A 20432-nucleotide genomic window follows, 5' to 3' on the forward strand; every position below is an offset into this window, starting at 1 on the left:
AAGACGGAGACTAATACGGGTTAATTCTTTCGTTGACAGTCTTATACCCTTCTTGCTAAGATAGTTAAGCGTGGCTAACTTAGTCCCCGCAACCTACCGGGAATAGAGAGGAGGCTGTAGTGGCCGATGTATCGATATATGAACAGAAATTGCAGCTAAAACGGAAGACGGGCATTCCACGTCTGCTGGAAATTGCCGGAACGAAGTCGATCCTGTTGATTTTTGCCAGTCTGCTGGCGGTCGTTGCGGTTCTTGCGCAGATAACGCCGTTCCTGACGGTGTTTCTTCTCGTGCAGGAACTCATCGGGAACATCGGCAACTTGAAAGCCATAGACCAATCATATGTATGGAGCTTGGCCTGGTTTACCTTGGGTGGGGTAGCAGTCTCGGGAATCATGCTGTATGCAGGGGGAATGCTCTCTCATATCGCCGCGTTCAACATTCTGTATGAAATCCGGGTTGCCCTGGCGGGCAAACTGGCCCGGCTTCCTATGGGGTTTTTCACACGGAATGCCAGCGGTCGGGTAAAAAAAGTGCTCAGTGAGGATGTGGAGCGCATTGAGCTGTTTGTGGCCCATCACATCCTGGACATTCTTCAGGCTGCCGTCCTCCCTGTCGTCTCCATCACCGCCCTTTTTGTTTTGGACTGGCGCCTGGGCCTGGGAGCAGTAATCCCCGTCCCCTTGGCGTTGCTCGCTCAGTATTCCATGATGAATGAAAGCGGCCTTGCTCTCTATAAGCAGTGGCAGGAGAAGCTTTCTTCCATGAACGGAACAATTGTGGAATACGTCCGGGGGATGCCGGTCGTAAAGGTATTCAATCAAACCGTCGGGGCGTTCAAGCGCTTTGCTGCCGATGTCTATGCCTACCGTGACCTCACCCTCCATTGGATCAAGGTATCGTCAACACCTTTTGGTGGCTTTATTACGCTCTTAAGTTCCAGCGCGCTGTTTATCACGCCCATCGCGATTTTCCTGATCCGCGCGGTACCCGAGGATGGCTATGCCTCCCTGATCACCACGGTATTTCTGTTCCTCTTTATTTCCATGGGAATTGCCGTGCCGATGTACAAGCTGATGACCCTGGTTCCTCTGCTGATTCAGGTCTCCACGGGACTTGCAAGTATCGATGATATTCTCGATGAAAAGGAAATCGCAGATACCCAATCAAAGCAATCCCTGCAAGATGCAGAAATCAAATTTAAAGACGTGGTATTCGCCTATGAGCAGAAGCCGGTTCTCAACGGAGTATCCTTCACGGTGCATCCGGGTACGGTAACCGCTCTCGTCGGTCCCTCAGGCGGAGGGAAAACTACCATTGCCAACCTTATTGGAAGGTTCTGGGATGTGAAGACCGGCTCGGTCACCATCGGGGGAATGGATATCCGTGATATGGCCATCGAACAGCTCAACGAAACGGTCTCCACAGTTTTCCAGGACGTATTCCTGTTTTTCGACACCATCGAGGAGAATATCCGGATGGGCAATGCGGAAGCTTCATTCGCCGACGTTCAGGCGGCTGCCAAGGCCGCGCAGATTCACGAGTTCATCGAATCGCTACCCGACGGCTACCAGACACTTATCGGAGAGGGAGGAACCTATCTCTCCGGCGGAGAGCAGCAGAGGGTTTCTATTGCCCGGGCGATTCTCAAGGACGCACCCGTGGTGGTCCTCGATGAAGCCACCGCGTATGCCGACCCGGAAAACGAAGCGCGTATTCAAGCAGCCCTTGCCGAGGTGCTTCGGAACAAAACGGTGGTGATAATAGCCCACCGACTGTACACCATCACCGATGTGGACCAGATTCTCGTTATCAATAACGGCCGAATCGAAGAATCCGGGACCCATGGAGAGCTGCTGGCCGAATCTGGGCTCTACAAGCGGATGTGGGATGTCCACGCGGCAGCTCGCAACTGGAATATCGATACGGAGGAAAAGAAATGAATGACGCGCTTCGGACCATGACCAATAACAATCCCGGGATACTTCGAAAGCCCATACTTTTTTCCTTGCTTCGGGCATTTATGCAGGGGCAGCCGTATTTCGTCATTCTGATGGTTATGCTCGAGCTCTTAAATCCCCTCTTAACCCCCGGTCTTTCTGTAAACTACTTCCGGCTCTGGCTCTATGTCGGCTGGCTCGCTGCAGCTCTTCTGCTGTTATTCCTGTTTTCCCGGGTCGCCTATGCCGCAGAGTCTTCGATGGCATACAGCGTAGGGGCAGAGGGACGGCTTTCATTGGGAGATCATCTGCGCACCCTTTCCATGGGATTCTTCAAGGGTCGGGATCCCGGAGATATCACCGCGTTAATGCTCCAGGACTACACCAACGTGGAAATGCTGCTTAGCCATATCCTCCTGGATGCTATCAGCGCATTGATGCTCCCGGCGGTCTTCCTCATTGCCCTGATTCCTTATGACTGGCGGATGGCGCTCATTACCCTTGTGCCGATCCCCTTGGCAATTGTGACCGCGATTCTGGCCCGGGTGGTCGTTTACCGAAAAGGGGCCGAGCAGATCGCCTCAAAGAATGCGGCGAGTTCCCGGATGCTCGAGTACCTTGACGGTATGAAAAACATTAAATCCCATAATCTCCAGGGGAAGAAGTTCACCAGGCTCAAGGCATCGTTTGAGCGGCTTCGCAAGGACAGCATCGTCCTGGAGGGGATAGCAGGTCCCGCAGTGATTATCGGGGTCTGGTTCTTGAATGCCGGTATCGCCCTCATCATGATCTCGGGTATCTCCTTCCTGCTCCAGGGAACGCTTTCGGTACCGGTGTTCCTCTTTTTCCTCATCATCGGCACGCGAATGTACGACCCCCTGAGCCGGGTGATGATCAGTTTCGCCGAAATGAGCTATTTTTCGGTTTCCCTGGGCCGGATAACGGAAATCCTCAAGACCAAGGCCTTGGCGGAACCCGAAACCTCGGAAGAACTTCTTCAGCACGATATTGAATTTGAAAACGTATCGTTCCGGTATCACGATACCGATGTATTGCAGGATGTGAGCTTCCGCCTCGAAGAAAACAGCATGACTGCGCTGGTAGGCCCTTCAGGATCGGGGAAAACCACCATTACCCGGCTCATTGCCCGCTTCTGGGACGTGAATCAGGGGGCCATCAAGATCGGCGGAAAACCCATCGCCAGCTACGCCAGCGACGAATTATTATCAAAAATCAGCATGGTGTTTCAGGATGTGTATCTCTTTAATGACTCCATCCTGGCGAACATCAAGGTGGGCAAGGCCGATGCAACCATGGATGAGGTTATCGCCGCAGCAAAAAAAGCCCGTTGTCATGAGTTCATCGAAGCCTTTGATGACGGTTATGACACCATGGTCGGGGAGGGCGGCGCGACGCTTTCCGGGGGAGAGAAACAGCGCATCTCCATCGCCCGGGCCATTCTCAAAAATGCCCCCATCGTGTTGCTCGACGAAGCTACGGCGTCCCTCGATCCTGAAAACGAACACTATATTCAGGACGCTATCGGCGAATTGATTCGGGGCCGGACGCTTATTGTGATCGCACACCGTTTGAGTACGGTGACCAAAGCGGACCAGATCCTCGTCCTGGAAAACAGCACACTCATTCAAAACGGCACCCACGAAGAATTGCTGAGCGAGGTGAACGGCCTGTATGCCCGGATGTGGCACGAGCAGGAAAAAGCCCATTCATGGAAACTGGGGACCAACAACGGTTCGAGAACCGCCGCCGTTGGCTCGATTAGGCAGTAGGAGCGTTCTGGGTTGCCCCGTCGAATATGCGGGCACTGACGATTACATCGGGATATGATGCGGAATATGTCGACGGAATCCTTGCACTCATCAGAGCGCTTGATTTGGCCATTCTGGTTATTACCACCATCGTGGGCGCAGTGCTCAGTTCATTTATCGTCCGCAGCATGGTAGATAAGCATTTTGTGAGTCGATTGGGCCTCATTCATTGTCAATATCCGGGGCTGCATCTTCGGAGTTGCGGATCTCCCTCTGAATCCCGTTAATAAAATCTTCGAGGTTCAACCCACCCCGTTCTGCTATCATCCCAAGGGTTGCCATCGACGACATCGTTTTGAACAGGATTGGATTTTTAAGCTTTTTGAATTTCGGCGTGAGGCTGATCAAATAATCTTTGACCAATGGATGCGCAGCAAGCAGTTCAGAGAGTCTGGTATCGGCAGACAGTTCTCCGGGGTTCCCCGCAGTACGTGCTCCGGCAGGCTCATCGACGGTATCTGCGATTGTACCCGCCCCAGCTGATTCATTATCCCAATTCAATAGCCTCTGAGTACCGCTCAGGCTGCGGATCCGCGTTACATCCTGCATCATTTCCAGAGTTCCCCGGTACGCACCGTTTTCATCCCTGACAGCGGTGTACAGGATGTATAAAAACTTTCCCCCCAGCTCCAGCCAGAATTCCGCTGTTGAATGGGTACCCGCTTTAAATGCTTTGAGGATCCGTTCCACGGTATCCACGCTTTCACGTGGATGGCAATTTTGCACCGCGCGCCCGATCACACCCGGGCTCCGGGGAAAGACCCGCTCTGTTGTATCGCTGTAAAAACGGACGATATCGTTTTCATCAACAAAGGAAAAATCGACGGGCATATGCCGATACATCAGATTAATCTGCTCCAGGGTGAGTTTTCCCCTGCTGACATCCAGCTCTCCCCGCTTATCATCAGCGATTCCCACTCCGTGCCGCTGAAGTATCGCCGCGAGATCTGCAGCCAGACTCATGCTTTCGGCGGAGGTGCTGACTGATGAATAAGGCAGGGATTCTGACTGGGCGGTAATCTGCGGCCCCGGAGGAGGGGTGCTGATCAGTGCATATCCGATTTCTTCGTCGCTGCTCCTCATCATTAAAAACTCCTTTTCAGAGATGAGTTTCAGTGATGTCGGATACAATACTTCCCGTTCCTTATCGATGATGTCACGGACGAGTTCAATCACCTGATCCTGGTGCTCGAGAAATTCCGCCTGTTTTTCGCTGTCCAGTAGTATCCGCCCTTTTTTAATGCTGTCCCGCACGCCGTTGTCGAATGTCCACATGATCCGCGATGGCCGGTCGAAGCCCTTCTGTTCCAATAGCGGGAAGAGCTGATTTTGCTTGCGGGCGAAATGGGTGTTTATTGTTTCAAGTTTTTCGTACACGATGAGCCAGGGGTTGATAATGAATTTACCCGAGCGTAACGCTTCCATGCTCTCTAACAGGCTTTCGAACTCCTGGCATTCATCGAGATAGGCTTTGATCGGATGCCAGTCAGGTAGTCGCTCTTCGTGGTGTCTGAGAAACGGTTTAAAAAGCCGGATGATATCATCCATTTTTTCGGTAATGACATCGTCATCCACCCCCTCGGATTTGAGCTTCTGCTCGGCATAAGCGAATTCATCGACGGAAATTTCCGTAAACTCTCTGTGAAGTTCGTCTCTGGCGCTTTCCATGGAGATATACCCCGATACAAATTGCCGTTTGATGTTCATGATCGTCTCGATCCGGTCCATATCCAGCTCGAGGTGAGAATCCATGCTCCTACTTTCAGCTGGACGGTAGAACCAGGTATGAAATTCATCCGCGGATATTTCGATGCAGTGATGATCGAAACCCAAATTCTCCATGAACGGGTACAAGGGGGTCGGCTCGAATTCCTTGATCAGCAGCAGTCCTTCGTGTTCGTCCAGACCAAGCACGGTATTCCGCAACCGGTTATGGAATCCCACATCCTCATCCCGGCCGTCCATTTTCGTGTATTGGATATCGTTTCTCATTGGTGTCTCCTCATCAGCATCTATTACTAGAATACTACCAAAGTTAGGCTATGCTAACGGTAACATATGTTACGGTTGAGTATTTTTTTTGGAGACTCCCGCCGCATTCTTCTGCGGCGGGGTGTGGGATGCGATGCTCAGAGCTATTTCATCTGGAGAATCTGGTTGTACAGGTTCTCCAATTCGTCAACGATGCGAGGCGTGGGACGAAGAATTAGCGAGGACGGAATAATCGCCAGGTTGCCATGGAGACCGGCAGTGGTCCGCTCTATAACCGGATCGGCATTCATGATGTCCTCTGCACTGGTAATGGACATTGCGCCGAAAATAAAATCTGGATTCTCCGCAAGAATATACTCGGAGCTGAGAATGGGGGATTCACCAATTACGCCGTCAGCGATGTTTTCCACACCGATGCGCTTCAGGATTTCCCCTGCCAGGGTATCGGAGTCGAAGGCCATGATGGGTCCCACAGAATAGATAAAAGCACCTTTTAGCTCAAGGGGAGATGCGCTGAGGCGATTGGAAATCTCATTGAGCGCCTCAACTTTTTCCATCAGCAGATCCACGGATTTATCAACTCGATCGCTAAACAGGCCGAGCACCAAGGTGTTGTTCAAGATCGCAGAAATGGTATCTGGGCCGTGAATAAGAGCGGGTATTCCCATCTGTGCCAATTGCCCAACCAGATCGGCATTCATGCCATTCAGTAGTACCAGGTCCGGTTCGAGGGCTACAATCTGTTCGAAATTGGGCCGTGCCAGACTGCCGACGCTTGGGAGCTTTTGGGTATGATCTTCAGGCCAGATACCCGATCTCGAGGTTCCGATGCCGGCAATTGCTTCTTCACCGTTGATCAGGTAGAGGGCTTCAACCGCTCCGGCGGAGGTTATCACCACCCGATCATAGGCTCGCAGGTCAACTTTGTTGCCCATATGGTCACTGACGAACCAGGATCCGTCCAGCTCGCTGATTATCCAGGAACCTTCCGCCGAATCTCCCAACCAGTTATCATGAATGGTTTCCACCGGCGAAACCGCCGGTATTTCTCCCACGGTCGGCTCAGTCAGCTCCGTTTCGTGGGAGGTTTCTCCAGCTCCTCCGGCAAATAGCGGAAATACTATTGTAAAGGCCAGCATTAGCAGGCCGACGACCCGTACATTATTGTTGATCATTTCGTGATCCTCCTATCATTTTCGTGCGCATACTCAATCCTGCGCTTCAATTACCCGTTCAATAAGATCTACTGCGAGATTGTTGCCCCAGAATACGCCGTCCGGGCTCAATCTGCGGGCCCCATCATCATCTGAGCGAGAAAGAAGCCCTGCTGATTCATACTCGGATAGAATGTTTTCTATAAACTCAAAGGACAGTCCGGAGAGAATCGATGCGATCTTTTCTGCATGGTAGTTTCCGAATTGTAAAAGTCCAATGAGCAGATTGTATCGGTCCGCTTCCTGCTTCGGCGGGGAAATCATGGTTCGTTCAGCATCCATATGGTAGACCCGGTGGCCCATAACGCGCCCTCCCGCACCGTTTCCCAGGGGCAGCAGGTCGCAATTTTGATACCTGATATCGATATAGCGGTACGAATCACGTCCCGGTTTGACAATTTTGGTAAGCTCTAACAGCTCATACCCCTGGGCGAGCATACTTTCGTAGAAGCGGTTGTGCATCTGGCGGTCGTACTCGTCGGTCTTTTCGAAAAGAAGTCGTCCCGAATCGATGTCGTTACTCAAGGTTGAACCGGGGTGAATCATAAGTGAATAGAAACTGATGCTGTCGATGTCTAATTCGCGGATATACTGAATATCTCGTTCCAGGTGTTCCTGGCTCTGACCGGGCCAGCTATAAATAAGATCAATTGCAACTGTCCCGTCGAACCGGCCCCGGATCGTTTCGAATTTTCTTCTCGCCCACGCGCCGTCGCCGCTTCGCCCAAGCATTTTCCGGCCATTGTCGGTGAAGCTCTGAATTCCAATGCTTAGTCGGTTGACGCCACAGTCACTAAAAATCCTTAATTTTTCATCTGTTAAATTGTGTAGCGTGGATTCGACTGTCCACTCATGCCCCGGGGCCAGCTCAAGGCTCTTGCGAATCAGCGGATACAGTTGTGAAGTATCGTGATTTGAGAGCACCGAGGGGGTTCCGCCGCCGAAATAGAGCACATCGAAAGGCCGTGACCGTACATACGGGGTGTGAGAAATCGATGAAAAAACCGTGTTCAGATGTCTGGCGTAGGCGTGCAGATTCTCTCCGGTGGATTGCTCGCGACGCATATTGCAGAAGCTACAGATTCGATCGCAGTAAGGGAGATGAAGATATAGCCCCCGCGGGTGATCTTCAGGAATCATGGCCAGCAGATCGGTAAATTGAAGACTGTTTGCCATTGCGGCTTTCATTTCCGTGCTCGACGATTCCCGGGGCAAGGTACGGTTCGGGGGACCCCCGGATTTCCCCTGTTTATTCTCTAGCGCTTTGCTTACTGCGGCCTGGGTATCATGATGGCTTCGGAATCGACCATTCATTTTCATGGGATTTCTCCTATCTTGACTCCGGGAACTGCCGCTGGTGTAGGTGGGGAGGCATTGGGGTTACACCGGTTCCTGCGGGGAAGAACGAAGGGTATGCCGTTCTCATCCCGGCTGACATAGGCATCAATGCCATATACCGTGGCGATTACTTCAGCCGTCATGGTTTCCCCAGGAAGTCCGTTTCTGAAGACAACGCCCTCATGCATAAATACCACGCGATCGCAGAATGCTGCAGCGAGATTCAGATCATGAAGCACCGCGGCAACTGTGGTTCCATTGGCAGCGCGCTTTCGAACCAGCTCCATAATTTCCACCGAATGATGCATGTCCAGATTCGCCGTCGCCTCGTCGAGAAGAAGAATACCGCTTTCCTGGCAAAGGGCTCGGGCCAGCAGAACCTTCTGAAATTCTCCTCCAGAGAGGCAATGGCAGTGCCGGTCTGCGAACTTGACCAGATCCAGGGACTCCATTACTGCTTTTGCAATCTGGTAATCATGGGCCGAGAATCCGGCCCAGCGGTTCGCAATATGAGGTATTCGCCCCAGGAGAACCATTTCCTTTACCTTCAGCGACTGGCCGCCCCCGGATTTCTGGGGGACCAGGCTCACTCGTTTGGCGATCTCCCCGCTCTTGATGTTGGTGTGGGGGATGCCGTCGTATGTGATTTCGCCTTGATCGGGTTTCAGGAAGAGCTGGATGTTCTTCAACAAGGTTGTTTTCCCCGAGCCGTTGGGCCCGAGGATGCCGAGTACCTGCCCGGGGCGAATGTCCAAATCGACGCCGTTGAGTATGTTTTTGTGATGATGGGTTTCTCCATCAGCATAGGCATAATGGAGTTTCGACGCAATCACCATCACATAACCGCCCGATTTTGCTTGATAGCCAGATAAATAAAGACTGGTGCGCCGAAGAACGCTGTAACTGCGCCGATAGGAATTTCCACCGGCGCTAAGACCGTGCGGGCTGCGGTATCTGCCAGAAGGAGAAACAATCCTCCGGCCAGCGATGTCACCCCCAGGAGTTTGGTATTGCTGTAACCGACTACGAGGCGCATGGTATGGGGAATTATGAGGCCGACAAAACCGATCATCCCGCTGAAGGCAACGGAAAAGCTGACCACCAGGCAAGAGACAAGCAGCAATCGTTTTTTGAGTCGGCCGACATCGATTCCCAAAGAGTGGGCTTCCTCATCTCCGGTCATCAGCGCGTCCAACTCGTGTCGGTGGTAAAAAAAGTAGATTAGGGATGCAAGCAACGGGACGGTAAGCAAGGCGATCTTTAACCAACTTGCCCCTCCCAGGTAGCCCATGGTCCATACGATAATCCGGTAACTATCCTCCCCGATGGCATACATGGCAAAGCTGGTGAAAGCGCCAAGGAATGCAGATACTGCAACACCGATTATCAGGAGGCTGGTTATTCTGGTCTGCCCGCCATTCATCGCCAACCGGAATATCAGGAAGGTTGTCGAAACTGATACCACGAATGCGAATATGCCGTAGAAAATCGTCGGTAGGCCTAGAAGAAAGGCGGTAACGGCACCGGCGACAGCGGACGCGCTGATACCGATGATGTATGGATCTGCAAGAGGATTATGAAAAACCGCCTGGACAACGGTACCCGAGGATGAGAGCATCATACCGATGAGAATAGCCATGGCGATCCGCGGTAACCGAACGCTCCAAATAATTGTTGAGTAATATGCAGGCAGGTCAGAGGAACGACGCACCATGGTTTTCACTACATCGTTCATGGAAATCGAAACCGATCCGATGCCGGTGCTGACCAACGCAATGAAGGCAATGGCGAGCGCGAGCATGAGAATCCCGCTTTTGCTGTCAACCCGAATTGCTTCAGAAAATTGCCGTCGCGGCCAGGAGAATACCCGGATATTCCGGCGACCGCGTGCTTCAGAAACGGCTCTAATCTCCTCACTCATGCTGCCTGCCATTGTTAAGGATTGGCGCGAGAATTTCTCTTACCGAAGTCAGGGCGTTTGCGCAATCATCTTCATTGGGATGACGTGCGGCTTCCTGGTGTCTCGCCATCCGCTCCTCGGTCATGGCATGGGGATGATCTGCAGGAAAATTTTTGAACATCTCAGTAAGCCGGGGATCGATTTTCCCCATACACAAAAATTCTCCGAGAAACTTGTTGTTGCGCTCAACCAGCTCACGGATCCTGGTGCGTACATCATCTGCATGGTTCGAATCGGGATAGGCCCCAAGGGTTCCGAAGACACCGATCTTTTTCCCGCGAATCGATTCAAGGACCTCAACGGCTTCGGCGTTTGCTGATCCTTTATCAACCCAGAAGCCCCATAGGATCCATGCATATCCTTCAGTATCAAATTCGTCGCTTGCGGATGCAATATCTGCATGGGGTGTCAACCCTCTATGGATTGCCTCGGCCACTGTTTTGGTGTTGCCGGTTTTGGATGAATAGATGATGAGCCCTTTGTGCATAGCCCCTCCTGAAAATAGTGACTAGTTATCGAGCGTTAACAAAGTTAGTCAACACTAACTATAGATTCAATGAGTGTCAACCTGATGCTATAAGCGTATGAGAAAAAAACGCCTCATTGCCAAGGGGCACAATCCCTTTTTCAGGCGGGGAGAATGCTGCTATACTGATTTATCCAATTACGCGGGTATTCAGATACCCTGAAACACCACCAGCGATCCCATAAGTCCCGCAGAGGAAAGAACATAAAAATAAACTGCGCAGATCAGCCAGAACCCAATTGCGAAACCGGCGTCGATTCGATGGAAGGTCATCTTCCGGTAATACGTCCTGTTTTCCGGCCAGGCGAAACCCCGGGCGTCCATAGCCAGAGCGCTGCGTTCGGCCCGTCGTATTGCGCCGGATAGAAGGGGCACTGAGTACATTCGCAGTTTGTCGCCGAAGGTCTTGATTCCCTTTCGCGCGCTGACGCCCCGGATGCGATGGGCATGTTCTATCACCTTGAGTTCGCTTTGTATGAATGGGATAAAGCGCAGCGCCGTCATCGTTCCGTACCCGATCTTCACCGGTAGTTTCCACTGTTGTACCAGAGCCCGGATAAAGTCGGTGAAATCGCTGGTGAGGGTGAAGAGGAGCGAAAGAGAAATAAGGCTGATGATTCTCAATCCCGTCGCGAAACCGAACATCAGACCGGCTTCGTAGATCCTGATTGATCGCCATTGGAGAACCAACGGACTGTGATTCACCAGCTCCTGCCGTACGACCAGGGGATACAATATCGCATAGCCCGTAAAAAGCAAGAGCATCGGCAGTCCGATCTTTGCCAAGCGCTTTACCGGTACCCTTCCGCCGATAATCAGGAGGGCGGTGGTGAACACCAGCATTCCGAGGGGAGACCAGGGATCGGTGGTCAATGCGGTGAAAAGGACCACCGGAGCAACGGCGATGATTTTCGTCAGCGGATTAAGCCTGGCCAGCATCGCTGTTCTCGTTCCGGTACTCATTCGAGGGTCTCCGTTTCAATGACGGCGCTGGACTCAAGCTTTCGATCATCAGCATCGATTTTCCGTTCGATGGTTTTTGCGATACGGACCAGAGCCGGGACTTCCAGATTTGCCTCCCGAAGGATAGGCTGATGCTCGAATAATTCGCTCGGTGGACCGTTAAAGGTGATCTGCCCCTGGTTAAGGACCATGATCCTGTGGGCGAACTCGTGAATCAGCCCCAGGTCATGGCTGATCATGATGACGGTCCGTCGGTCGCTCTCATTTAGTTCACGCAATAGATTCATGATTTCCCGGGAGTTCGCATAATCCTGACCGAATGTCGGCTCATCGAGGATAAGGACTTCCTGACCGAGCCCGAGCATCGTAGCGATGCTGAGCCTTCGCTTCTGACCGTGGCTGAGGGTGAACGGGGAATCATCCCTGTGTCCTCCGAGGTGGAATCTCTCGAGTACATCCTCAGTGATCGATTTGACCTCCGATTCCGGGAGGTCGAGAAGCCGTAATCCGAAGGCCACTTCATCAAATACCTTCGAAGTAACGAACTGGTGTTCAGGGTTCTGGAACACGAATCCCGCCCGGCGGGAGAATTCCCGGGGACTATACGTACCGATCTGCCTGCCGTCGAAGAGAACGCTGCCGGCGAAGTCGTCATGAAGACCCATCAGGATTCGGGCCAGGGTGGATTTTCCCGCCCCATTGCTCCCGGCGATTGCGAGGAATTCCCCCCGCATGATATCGAAGGAAAGATCGGAAAGTACGGGTGTATCGCCGTAAGAGAACGACAGATCGGTTGCTGCGAAAATTTCCTCAGCTTCATCGGTACCGGGACTTATAGCCAGAGTTTCATCAGGAAAAATTCGGGGTAATGGAATCTCTGTGGGAGCAAGATTACTTGCTTCGTCTGTCGCAATGGGGAAATCGCCTTCAAATCCCAGTTCGTGGGCCAACCTGCTGATTTGCCGGAATGCCGTTTGGTGTGTTCAGAGGATGATTTTGAGTGCAGATTCTCCTTGTGAAATACCGCTGTGGGCTATATAATCAAAAACAAACACATAAGAACATAAAATGATCAAAAAAAGATCAGGTGAGTGAATGAGGTTCGGCTTCCGGTCTCCATACGCAAAGACTGATTGCCGATCCCGGAGATTGTATGAAAACAGAGAAATCCGCAGTACAAGAGTTTGATATTGCCATAGTGGGCTCGGGAGTGAGCGGGTCCGCCATAGCCCGGAGGCTGGCCGTGTACGATGTGCGGGTGGCCCTGCTGGAGAAGGATGCCGATGTGTCCTTCGGTACATCCAAGGCGAATTCGGGGATTATCCACGGCGGGTTCCATCATAATGCACGGCATTTGAAATCCAGGCTGGAGATCCAGGGGAATGCCATGTTTTCCCAGCTGCATCGGGAACTGGGGTTTCCTTTCCGGAGAAGCGGGATTGTGGTGGCCGCATTTAATCAGGAACAGATGACCACCGCCGAGCATCTCTACCGTCAGGGGGTGGAGAATGAGTCCCCGGGTATCGAGCTGTGCGGAGCAGAGCGGATTAAGGAACTTGAACCCAAGCTTCATTCCGATGTAATCGGCGGTCTTTATGCGCCGGTGGGGGGAATTATTGAGCCCTACCGCTTTGTATTCTCACTGGTGGAGAGCGCCCAGCAGAACGGAGTGGAGCTGTTTCGTCAGTTCAAGGTTGAGCAGGGTGAGCGTCAGGGCGGAAAATACCGGATCAGGTCTGAGGACGGACGGGAGATACGCTCGGAGTTTGTGGTGAATGCCGCGGGGCTCTTTGCCGACGAGGTGTCCCGGATGTTTTCGGCGGAGGAGTACCGCATTACTCCACGGAAGGGTGAATATCATCTTCTGGACCGCCGTACCAATGCCTGCCCCCAGAAAGTGGTGTTTCCCGTGCCCACCCCGGTTTCCAAGGGGATGCTGGTCATCCCCACGGTGGAGGGAACCGTGCTCATCGGCCCCACCGCACACGAGATAGATGACAAACAGGATGTATCCACCAGCAGAGAGCGGATGGACGGAATTATTGCATCCGCGAAGCAGCTGGTCCCCTCGGTATCGGCTGCTGATATTATCAGTTCCTTCAGCGGCTTGCGGCCGGTGCTTCCGGGAAATGATTTCCGGATAGAGGAATCGGAAGCCTGTCCCGGATTTATTCATGTGGCGGGAATTCAGAGTCCGGGTCTGACTGCAACCCCGGCCATCGCCGAGTACGTGAAGGATCTGCTGAAAGCCGCCGGATGCAATCTCACGGAAAAACGGGTGTTTCATCCCGCCCTTCCTCCGGTGGAGCGCACCAGGGTAATGGAGCCGGAAAAGCTCACAAAGCTCTGGGAAGAGAATCCCCGGTCGGCCAATGTGGTGTGCCGCTGTGAAACGGTGAGCCGGGCGGAGATCGACCAGGCAATAGAAGCAGGCCACCACACCCTGGACGGGATCAAGTTTTACAGCCGTGCCGGGGCCGGCAGATGCCAGGGAGCATTCTGCGTACCCCGCATCCTGGACGTAATAGCCGAACAGACTGAGGCAAAGGTCACGGAGGTGAGCAAACGGGGGCCCGGCAGCGAGATCGTCAAAGACACCCTCCCGGGCACAGCAGACGATCCCGCCCATTCACCGGAAGAATCACCGGAAAAATCCCCCGGGCCCCGGCCCGAAGACGCTGAGGTCCCCGCATCAGTGGACCTTCTCGTTGTGGGAGGCGGCGCAGCAGGCATGGCCGCCGCCTCGGGAGTGAGCCGTGAAGGGTTTCAGGCGCTGATCGTTGACCGGGAAAATCATCTGGGGGGTGTACTCAGACAGTGCATCCATAACGGTTTCGGCCTCCACGAGTTCAGGGAGGAGCTTACCGGACCGGAATACGCCGAACGCTGGATGAAGACCGTACACGAGGCGGGCGTGAAGGTGCTCCTGGAAACCACCGTGGTGGATATCCGCCGGGAGAATGACGGATTTGTTACCAGTCTCCTTTCCCGGGCCCACGGTCCCAGGGAGATCAGGTCCCGGGCGGTATCTTTGGCAATGGGAAGCAGGGAGCGCAACCGGGGAAGTATCCAGATTCCCGGCACCCGGCCAGCGGGGGTGATGACCGCCGGCGCAGCCCAGAGGCTGATCAACGTTGAAGGCTATATTCCCGGAAAGAAGGCGGTAATTATCGGCAGCGGCGATATCGGCCTGATCATGGCCCGCCGATTGAAGATGATCGGCTGCGATGTTGAAGCGGTCATAGAAATTCAGCCCATCCCCTCGGGAATCAACCGCAACATCGTTCAGTGTCTGGAGGACTTTTCCATCCCCCTCTATCTGGGACATGTGGTCACTGAAATTCAGGGGAAAAACCGGGTGGAAGGGGTGCATGTGGCTCCCCTGGAAAACGGTGTGCTCAGATCGGATAAAGCCTTTCATCTGGAATGCGACACCCTGCTTCTCTCGGTGGGGCTGGTGCCGGAGAACGAGCTTTCCCGGGAACTGGGGGTTGAACTCCATGCCCAGACCTCAGGGCCCGTGGTGGATTCCCGGCTCATGACCAATATTCCCGGGGTGTTTGCCTCAGGAAATGTGCTTCACATTCATGATCTGGTGGATTATGTGGCGGAAGAAAGCAGCCGCTGCAGCAAGGCCATTGTGGAGTATCTTCAGGGGAAGACCCCCGGCAATGAGGTTCGGCTGAAGGCCGGCAGCAACGTGCGCTATCTGGCTCCTGGGAGAATTTCTGTGGAAGATACCAACCGGGTGTACCTGCGCTCCATGATTGCGAAGGTGGGAGCAAAAATCCAGATCCGGGGGGACGGGGAACTGCTGAAAGAGATGAAAAAGCCCCATGTTCAGCCTTCGGAAATGATCAGTATCAATGTAAACGGCGGTGATATGAAGGATTACCGCACAATAGAGGTGTCGATTATATGATTGCAGAAAATCAACGGCTTATTAAGCTTCGGACCCGGGAAGATGAACTTACCTGCATCGTGTGCCCCATAGGCTGCAGAATGCGGATTACCCCCGAAGACGGAGATTTGAAAGTTGAGGGGAACCGCTGCAAACGGGGCGAAATCTATGCACGGGAAGAGTTCAGCGATCCCCGTCGAATTGTCACCGCCACCTGCGCTCTCACCGGCGGGGAAGCACGACGGCTCTCGGTGAAAAGTAGCAGCGGAGTTCCCGTGGACCAGATTCCCCGGTTTCTGAACGCTCTCTACGAATTGAGAATTCCCGCACCGGTGAAATCAGGTGATATAATTGCAGAGAATCTCGGAAACAGCGGCGTGGACCTGGTGTCCACCATGACGGTGAATGCGGTAGCGAAGTAAACGGGTAAATCACTTCCCCCGGGGAAAAGGAAGGTATATATGTACATTATTGCGCTCGATCAGGGTACCACCAGCTCCAGGGCCATCATTTTCGATGAACGCGGCGGCATAAGGGGAATGGTTCAGAAGGAATTCAATCAGATCTATCCCAAGCCGGGCTGGGTGGAGCACGATCCACGGGAAATCTGGAATTCCCAGGAAGAGGTTATGCACGGAGTACTCCGGAACAGCGGCATTACCCCTGATCAGGTGCAGGCCATCGGAATTACCAATCAGCGGGAAACAACCATTCTCTGGAACCGGGAAACCGGAGAGCCGATTCACAATGCCATTGTGTGGCAGTGCCGGCGAACCGCCGAGATCTGCAAGAAGCTCCGGGATGCGGGCCATGAGGAAACGGTAATGAAAAAGACCGGTCTTCTCCTGGATCCCTATTTCAGCGGAACCAAAATTAAATGGATGCTGGATAATGTATCCGGCGCACGGGAACTGGCGGATGCGGGGAAGCTGGCCTTCGGGACGGTGGACTCCTGGCTTTTGTGGAATTTGACCGGGGGGGAGGTGCACGCAACCGATGTGACCAACGCCGCCCGGACCATGCTCTTTAACATCCACACCCTTGAATGGGACCGGGATATGCTTGAGCTTCTGAATATCCCCGAATCCCTTCTCCCGGAAATCGTACCCAGCAGCGGAACCGTGGGGCACACGGTATTCCCCGGGGGAAAAAAGATCCCCATTGCGGGTATTGCCGGGGACCAGCACGCCGCCCTGTTTGGCCAGGCCTGCTTCACTCCGGGCATGCTGAAAAACACCTACGGCACCGGCTGTTTTCTCCTTGCCAACACCGGGCCCGAGCCCATTTCCAGCAAGAACCGGCTGCTCACCACTCCAGGATGGGAGCTTGCCAGTCATGATACCGCCTACGCCATGGAGGGCAGTATTTTCATCGGAGGTGCGGCCATTCAGTGGCTCCGGGATTCCCTGAAACTGATTGCCAACGCCGCAGAAAGCGAACAGTTCGCCACCCAGGAAAAGGATTCAAACGGAGTGTATGTGGTGCCCGCCTTCGTGGGGCTGGGAGCCCCCTATTGGGACAGTTACGCCCGGGGCGGCATGTTCGGGCTCACCGCAGGATCAAACCGGAACCATATTATCCGGGCAACCCTGGAATCCATTGCCTACCAGAGCAGGGATGTGGTGGAAGCGATGATCAAGGACGGCCTGGGGGAAGACCGGATGAAGGCCATCCGGGTGGACGGCGGGGCAAGCGCCAACAATTTCCTCATGCAGTTTCAGGCTGATATTCTGGGAACTCCGGTTGAACGGCCCAAGGTGTCCGAAACCACCGCCCTGGGCGCAGCATATCTTGCAGGGCTTGGCACCGGCATGTGGGACAGCCTATCCCAGATCGAAAAAATCTGGCAGATTGACCGCCGGTTTGAACCCCGGATGAACGCCGATCGGCGGGAAGAACTGTATGCCGGCTGGCAGGAAGCGGTAACCCGGGTACGGGGTTGGGAAAAATAATCCCCCAAGCCCGGCCGGAAGTGCTGAGAGGGCCGCCCCGGCCCTACCTGCTGCTTCTCTGTGTCCTGCTGCCCGGCCCGGCGACTGATTTCACGTCCATAGGGGGCTTCCGCCGGGTCTCCGGCTGTTCGGATCTCATGCGGCCGTTCAGGAGTTCATTTTTCTGATCTGTTTCAGCAGTTCGGGGTCGGATTTGTGGGCGGATATGGGTTCCCCGGATGCCGAATGTTTCGCTTCAAGATGCTCTTCCAGGATTTTCTTCACTCTGGGGCCGCAGAATGCCCCCTGGCAACCTCCCATGCCCGCCCGGGTTCGGCGTTTTACCGCATCCATTGAGTCCACGGGAATGGGCCGGGAAAGGGCATCCATTATGGTTGCTTCCCGAACCTGTTCGCATCTGCACACAATCCGTTGGGGATTTCCCGGATCGTAGTTCACCTGTTCCTTGATATCCTGAAACGGCTGCAGCGGCCCCGGCATGGTGATGGGCTCCCGGCGTTCCGGCGGTGAAGATGCCCCGGCAGAAATTACGCCGTCCTCTTTCAGCATCTCTATGAGCATGTCCGCGATGGCCGGGGCGGCGGTGAGACCCGGCGATTCGATGCCTGCCGCCTGGTAACTTCCCGGGACGGCCCCCTTTCTGATAATAAAATCCCGGTTGGCGGGCATGGGCCGAATGCCGCTGTATGTGCGGATTGCATGGTTCAGGTTGATATCCGGTACGGAACGCAGCCCGGTGCGGATAATATGCCGGATGCTCTCAAAGTCGGTGCTCCGGTCCAGGGGATCGTCGATCTCCTGGGCGTCGGGCCCCACCAGCAGATTACCCCAGGTGGTGGGGGTTACCAGAATGCCTTTGGAGGCGGGAGTGGGGCACTGAAATATAACCGAGCTGAGCCCCCGGGACGCACCCCGCTGAAAGACCACGTACTGCCCCTTTTTGGGGATAATCTCCACATTTTCTTCGCCGAACATCCGGGAAATTTCTCCGGAAAACACCCCTGCGGCGTTAATTACAACGGATGCCCTGAACTGCCCTGCGGAAGTGCCGATGGAGAACCCGTCTCCGGTTTGTTCTATGTTCTGCACTTCACTGTGAAGGCACAGATCGGTTCCTTCCTTCACTGCCGTTTCTGCAAATGCGATGGCCGCTTCGTAGGGGCTGACGATGCCGGCACCGGGACTGTAGAGGGCTGCTGCGGCCTCTTCGCTGATCCGGTGCTCCCTGCGCCGCAACTCCTTCCCCGGGATGATTTCCAGTCCTTCCACACCGTTGAGCCTGCCGTTGTTCCGTATCTGTGAAAGGGTTTCTTCTTCCTCTTCGTTGAAGGCCAGCACATACGAGCCGCAGCGATTAAATGGAAATCCCAGCTGTTCGCTCAAATCGTCGAACTGTATGTTCCCCGCCAGGGAAAGCCTGCTTTTCAGGGTACCGTGCTTTGCCGCATATCCGCCGTGTACGATGCCGCTGTTGGCCTTGGTGGCGCCTCCGCCCACATCTTCGCTGCGCTCCAGAAGGAGGACCTTCACCGAATATGAGGCGAGTTTGTAGGCAAGGGCGGTGCCTGCAATTCCTGCACCGATGATTGCAATATCATAGTGATCTTTTTTGTTCATATGTGATTAAAAATATAATATATTTGCATGTATGTGTCCATAATGATCGGTTTGACCCGGACAAACCGATGGGATACAATCTGAAGTAATCAAAAACGTACATACAGATTGAGAGAGCACATGGCCAAAGAGGACTATAAAGATTTTCCTGCCGAACGGCGGAACAAGGTTGTGGAGATCGTCACCAACGAGGGCAGTATTCGGGTGGGAGATCTTGCCCGCATGCTGGATGTTTCGGAAATCACCATACGCCGGGACCTGGACCATCTCCAATCCCGGGGCAAACTTGAGCGAACCCACGGAGGGGCGGTTTCAAATACCAGGCTTCAGATCGAATCGGACTTTCGGCAGAAGCGCCAAACCAATCAAACCATCAAGCAGGAGCTCGCCCGTACGGTGCTGGAATTTGTGAATCCAGGAGATACCCTCTTTGTGAACTCCGGAACCACAATGCTGGAAACCCTCTGTGAAATCAGCGCCCTCCCGATCACCATATTCACCAACAACGGCGGCCTGGATGACCGAATAACCTACGGACAGGCTGAATTGAATTTCCTTGGCGGTACATTCCGTCAGCAGAGCCATGCCCTGGTGGGGCCCCTCACCATGCAGGCCCTTTCAAATATCAATGCCGGAAAGTCCATTCTGGGTGTTGACGGTTTTTCCATCTCCGGAGGCCTTACTTCGCCGAACATGATGGAAGCGGAAGTAACCCGGAAAATGATCGATAGAACCAGAGGTGAGGTGATCCTGGTAGCCGACCATTCCAAAATCGGGGTGATCTCCAGCTTCTTTATCAGCCAGGCCGACCGCATAGATATTCTGGTGTGCGATGATCAAATTCCCGGCGAATATCTCAGAGAGCTGGAATCAGCGGATATCAGAGTAATTATCGCAGGACAGAATTAGCCGGATCCATATTCTGCAGCCGCGGGCGGCTGCAGGCGTCTCAACCATGTAACCGTCACTGCGTTAAGCTGGCATGAGTTTTTGCGAATGTCTAAACCATGACAGTAGACAAATGAGTCTCACGCGATTTGAGATGTTGCTTTTTCAATTAAGTACGTGCTTCTATCCTTTTACTTCATCTGCAATTTTTATCATTGAGTTCCTCCGATATTTTTTATGTCAACATAACACAATATTTCCCCGAACAATTGTGAACAAGGTGATGCATAATACATGACTATTGTAGTATAC

The 20432-nt window shown here is 53.6% G+C and carries 15 protein-coding genes and 1 pseudogene; 7 read left to right on the forward strand and 9 right to left on the reverse strand.

The genetic code is table 11. From position 1 onward, the window contains the following. Nucleotides 1-119 precede the first annotated feature (119 nt). The 3 genes and pseudogenes from L21SP2_RS02830 to L21SP2_RS19175 all read left to right on the forward strand — a co-directional run. A complete protein-coding gene (locus tag L21SP2_RS02830) occupies nt 120-1943 on the forward strand; it encodes an ABC transporter ATP-binding protein (RefSeq protein ID WP_024266963.1) in 1824 nt (607 codons plus the stop codon). Continuing rightward, nucleotides 1940-3730 (forward strand): ABC transporter ATP-binding protein, encoded by a 1791-nt coding sequence (locus tag L21SP2_RS02835; RefSeq protein WP_024266964.1) that lies wholly within the window; start codon nt 1940-1942, stop codon nt 3728-3730. Before L21SP2_RS02830 ends, L21SP2_RS02835 begins: the two co-directional genes overlap by 4 nt. A 14-nt stretch (nt 3731-3744) precedes the next feature. Further along, nucleotides 3745-3996 (forward strand): annotated as a pseudogene (locus tag L21SP2_RS19175) (MptD family putative ECF transporter S component); the annotation flags it as partial. On the opposite strand, the gene L21SP2_RS02840 reads toward L21SP2_RS19175, so the two are convergent. From L21SP2_RS02840 to L21SP2_RS02875, 8 genes are all read right to left on the reverse strand, one after another. After that, on the reverse strand, nt 3932-5761 hold the full coding sequence (locus tag L21SP2_RS02840) for a PAS domain-containing protein (RefSeq protein WP_024266965.1): 1830 nt from the start codon (nt 5759-5761) through the stop codon (nt 3932-3934). The pseudogene L21SP2_RS19175 and the gene L21SP2_RS02840 sit on opposite strands and share 65 nt — an antisense overlap. Before the next feature lie 143 nt (nt 5762-5904). Beyond that, a complete protein-coding gene (locus L21SP2_RS02845) occupies nt 5905-6936 on the reverse strand; it encodes an ABC transporter substrate-binding protein (RefSeq protein WP_024266966.1) in 1032 nt (343 codons plus the stop codon). Between the two features lie 33 nt (nt 6937-6969). Continuing rightward, nucleotides 6970-8295, reverse strand: a complete 1326-nt coding sequence (locus L21SP2_RS02850; RefSeq protein ID WP_024266967.1) for a radical SAM protein — start codon at nt 8293-8295, stop codon at nt 6970-6972. Continuing rightward, entirely contained in the window at nt 8292-9149 is an 858-nt protein-coding gene (locus L21SP2_RS02855) for an ABC transporter ATP-binding protein (RefSeq protein ID WP_024266968.1), read from the reverse strand. The genes L21SP2_RS02850 and L21SP2_RS02855 overlap by 4 nt, the downstream gene beginning before the upstream one ends. Then, nucleotides 9149-10234: a FecCD family ABC transporter permease gene (locus L21SP2_RS02860; protein WP_024266969.1), complete on the reverse strand. Its 1086-nt coding sequence runs from the start codon at nt 10232-10234 to the stop codon at nt 9149-9151. The genes L21SP2_RS02855 and L21SP2_RS02860 overlap by 1 nt, the downstream gene beginning before the upstream one ends. Continuing rightward, nucleotides 10227-10760: a flavodoxin family protein gene (locus L21SP2_RS02865; RefSeq protein ID WP_024266970.1), complete on the reverse strand. Its 534-nt coding sequence runs from the start codon at nt 10758-10760 to the stop codon at nt 10227-10229. The genes L21SP2_RS02860 and L21SP2_RS02865 overlap by 8 nt, the downstream gene beginning before the upstream one ends. Nucleotides 10761-10949: 189 nt before the next feature. Then, entirely contained in the window at nt 10950-11762 is an 813-nt protein-coding gene (locus L21SP2_RS02870; RefSeq protein ID WP_041401069.1) for an energy-coupling factor transporter transmembrane component T family protein, read from the reverse strand. Beyond that, entirely contained in the window at nt 11759-12712 is a 954-nt protein-coding gene (locus L21SP2_RS02875) for an energy-coupling factor ABC transporter ATP-binding protein (protein ID WP_024266972.1), read from the reverse strand. The genes L21SP2_RS02870 and L21SP2_RS02875 overlap by 4 nt, the downstream gene beginning before the upstream one ends. 203 nt (nt 12713-12915) lie before the next feature. On the opposite strand from L21SP2_RS02875, the gene L21SP2_RS18790 reads away from it, so the two are divergent. The 3 genes from L21SP2_RS18790 to glpK are packed head-to-tail and all read left to right on the forward strand — an operon-like array spanning nt 12916 to nt 17615. Then, nucleotides 12916-15684 carry an FAD-dependent oxidoreductase gene (locus L21SP2_RS18790; RefSeq protein ID WP_024266973.1) on the forward strand — a complete coding sequence of 923 codons (2769 nt, stop codon included), beginning with the start codon at nt 12916-12918 and terminating at the stop codon, nt 15682-15684. Further along, entirely contained in the window at nt 15681-16085 is a 405-nt protein-coding gene (locus L21SP2_RS02885; RefSeq protein ID WP_024266974.1) for a DUF1667 domain-containing protein, read from the forward strand. Before L21SP2_RS18790 ends, L21SP2_RS02885 begins: the two co-directional genes overlap by 4 nt. 39 nt (nt 16086-16124) lie before the next feature. Next, nucleotides 16125-17615, forward strand: coding sequence for a glycerol kinase GlpK (glpK, locus tag L21SP2_RS02890; protein ID WP_024266975.1), 1491 nt, complete (start codon nt 16125-16127; stop codon nt 17613-17615). A 147-nt stretch (nt 17616-17762) separates the two neighbouring features. Here glpK and L21SP2_RS02900 read toward each other — a convergent pair whose 3' ends face one another. Further along, a complete protein-coding gene (locus L21SP2_RS02900) occupies nt 17763-19232 on the reverse strand; it encodes an NAD(P)/FAD-dependent oxidoreductase (RefSeq protein WP_024266977.1) in 1470 nt (489 codons plus the stop codon). A 120-nt stretch (nt 19233-19352) separates the two neighbouring features. On the opposite strand from L21SP2_RS02900, the gene L21SP2_RS02905 reads away from it, so the two are divergent. Then, complete coding sequence (locus L21SP2_RS02905) at nt 19353-20141, forward strand: DeoR/GlpR family DNA-binding transcription regulator (RefSeq protein WP_024266978.1); 789 nt, start codon at nt 19353-19355, stop codon at nt 20139-20141. Nucleotides 20142-20432 lie beyond the last annotated feature (291 nt).

Source organism: Salinispira pacifica, assembly GCF_000507245.1.
Taxonomy (GTDB): Bacteria; Spirochaetota; Spirochaetia; order DSM-27196; family Salinispiraceae; genus Salinispira; species Salinispira pacifica.